Origin of the sequence: Burkholderia sp. DN3021 (assembly GCF_049805555.1) — a bacterium.
Taxonomy (GTDB): Bacteria; Pseudomonadota; Gammaproteobacteria; order Burkholderiales; family Burkholderiaceae; genus Burkholderia; species Burkholderia pyrrocinia_C.
In genome coordinates this window covers 1-2,789 of the sequence record NZ_JBNCAB010000190.1, presented here as the reverse complement: position 1 = coordinate 2,789, position 2,789 = coordinate 1, and the positions used below count along the sequence as shown (strand labels likewise).

Genomic DNA, 2,789 nt, shown 5'->3' with positions numbered 1-2,789 from the left:
CTCGAACTAGCCAAGGAGAAACTCATCCCCCATTGATGGCTCGTTCTTTGTAGGCCCGACTACCTGTCAGATCGAGTCCCGGCTAATACATCTAAAAACAGCGTCATCCCGCCAGACGACGTCAACCCCGTCGCTATCTCGTCTTTCCTGGTTTGACCGCGCCCTCTGCCGGAAACAGGCCGTCACCGCCGTTGAGGACACGAAACCCCGTGGGATTTAGCAAAATTGCGCTACGAGGCTTGATGAGCACGTCGCCGGAACACTGGACCAGCGCATCCTCAGCGTGGGCGGCAATTGCTCGCTTATAGTCCCTCGGACCCAAGTCTACCTCCACCATTTTCTCGCTGTCATCGACGACAGCTGCAACGAGAACAGTCCCATGCTTCTCGCCATGCGCCCTGTCAAGGCGCTTGATGTAACCTTGGATCGTTTTGTCTTTCGCAGTGTAGGTGCGCCTGTAATACTCAGATGCCTTCTCCAGGCGCTCCACCTTGTCCTTACCAAACGAAAATTTCACTGAACCCAGTGCATCGTTTCCCGGGCGCAGTGGGGTGATCGAAATCTCGAACGCCCTGCTCTTGTCACGGCCACTAATCCCTACCAACGCGTCACACATGTTTGCGCTGGCACCGGCTGCAACGGCTTCATCGAGCGCCTTTTGCTCGTCTCTCTTTTTGCCCCTCAAGCTGACCGCGTGGTTGAGCGCCTTCAATCCTGACGAAAGGTTCGCGATGATGTTGTTTGTCATTGGCACGTTCCCCAGCGCCGGCTGATTGATCGACGGATCAGGCAGGAGGGCAAATAGGTTTACAACATAACTACCTTTGGCGGTTTGGCCCAGCCTAAGGGTATCGAGAAACGCGTTGGTCACGGCCGTTGGCCGCGAATGGTATTGCCTCTTCGACAGAAACGACATGGACGCGGCGGTCAGCAGTTCAAGCGCCTTCTCGTTCAGAGCCACTCCGTCGACGGCCGGGATCGTCCCCCCTTCGACGTCGTCGTGGATCACACGGATACTAATCACATCCCCGAAGCTATGGCTTACGGCCGTGATCACGTCCCCAGTTGATCGGTCTTCGAATGCAGCGATTGCCATAACGGCATCTGCCAGCCGAGGCCAAAAATCTTCAGCCTCTTCCGACGTCGGCAGCAACACCTGAGCGTCGCCCCGGTCAGCGCGATGCCATATCGATGCAAACGGCCCGAAAGCGCCATCGTCAATCCAGCCGGACGCAGTGAGATAGGACTGTAGATCGCCCCACCTAAGATCGCCGATCTGCTTGATTACGTCATCGCGGCTCATGCGTGTTTCCCTTCGCTGGCCAACGCTACAAGGTGCAACAAGGCATCAGTGTCCAAACGCTGCGTCAGCGGAATATCGATTGTTACCTTCGATTTGTTCTTCACCGTCGGATCATTCTTAATCGACATCCAATAGCACGTGTTGTGGAGACTCATATGCTGAGAGTGGTGCTGAATCCAAGCGTCGGGATCGTCGGGCACCAGAAGCACGACCAAATATCTAGGCACGATAAGTCGGTCGTTTTTCAGATCATCGTAGTTCTTGCGTGGAAGCGGAAACTTGATGACACCGTCCCTCACCATTTTCTGTGAAGTGGCTTTCAACTGCAGGCTGATTTTTGGGAACCGGTTTTTAGTTGCAGTCGGGAAGATACCGTCAACATCGAGGTCGATGCTTTGGTTATCGACCTTCATGTTTCCGGTGTTCAAACCAGCCTGGCTCGCCATCGCGTGGACATAGGCCACGTTGAACTGCTCTTTTTGATTGGAAATGAACATGCAACTCTCGCGTCGACAGCCATCGATCCGAACCCGTTTTTGGCTTCTTTATTGTAACGAAGAACCGACCGCGAGACTTCAGCAAATTTCCATTACAGCAGCCTCATCTTTTCTTCAGCTCCACTTCAGCATGGCAACCGAAAGCGATGAAATTCTTCAGCCGCAGCCCCCTCTCCACACTCCCCAAGCCCCTTCCCCAACGCCCGCTGGCCCTATAAGGATGGTCGCAATTGACCCATCTGGCCAATGTCGAGGCACCTGCGTTCCGTGCCGCTCATTGCGCCTTGCAAAATGCATTGAGAGTCACTTGCAAACTTTTGAACAGGGGCGGTTGGGTTTGGGAACGCACGACTGTAGCTTGCGCCGATCGAATGAGATCACGATGCGCTATAGTTCGGCCACACATCACCGGCCATGAATAACGCCATCTCGACGTGTGCCGGCCACCAACCGCTCTCTGGATCGTCTTGCCGCCAGCTTGCACCCAGTCGCCCAATCTTCCTCTGATTCAACATTCTGGCGGTCGACTGCGTGACGGCGATGTAATCGACGTAGACATCAGCTGCCCGAACGGGAGACATAACAGTCGCTCCCGGCCACTGTTTAACGCCCTTCGGTGCCCGACGCGGCACAATTGGAAACGCGCTTGCCTTGATCGTCACGACAATCCCGAAGCGCCACTGACACTCGCGAATCATAGATGGCAAATCGCCGCTGATTGAGAAAGCAGAACCATTTACTGACGCGAGCAATCTTGACGCCCCTGTCATACAACGAGGCGAAGGCCGCGGTCAGATCCTGTCTCGTTGAACTATTGGCGCCCCAGACCTCAGAATGCAGTTCTGAGCTTTTCGTGCCAATTCTCATGATCGATACTACTGGGTAGGTTCGATCCGAAGGTAAGCCCCCGGCGAAGTCATCTTGACGGGACCGATCGCCGAGATGGTCAAGCGTCGGTTGGCGTCCAGCGATGGGGCAGCAGCTGCGTG

General features: G+C 55.1%; 3 protein-coding genes. All 3 read right to left on the bottom strand.

What is annotated here, in order from left to right; genetic code table 11:
• Nucleotides 1-133: 133 nt before the first annotated feature.
• Complete coding sequence (locus ACPUER_RS36255; protein WP_425133513.1) at nt 134-1,303, bottom strand: hypothetical protein; 1,170 nt, start codon at nt 1,301-1,303, stop codon at nt 134-136.
• Complete coding sequence (locus ACPUER_RS36250; RefSeq protein WP_425133512.1) at nt 1,300-1,800, bottom strand: DUF4365 domain-containing protein; 501 nt, start codon at nt 1,798-1,800, stop codon at nt 1,300-1,302. The genes ACPUER_RS36255 and ACPUER_RS36250 overlap by 4 nt, the downstream gene beginning before the upstream one ends.
• A gap of 603 nt (nt 1,801-2,403) precedes the next feature.
• Nucleotides 2,404-2,789 (bottom strand): hypothetical protein (locus tag ACPUER_RS36245; RefSeq protein WP_425133511.1); only part of this gene is annotated, 386 nt, incomplete at its 5' end.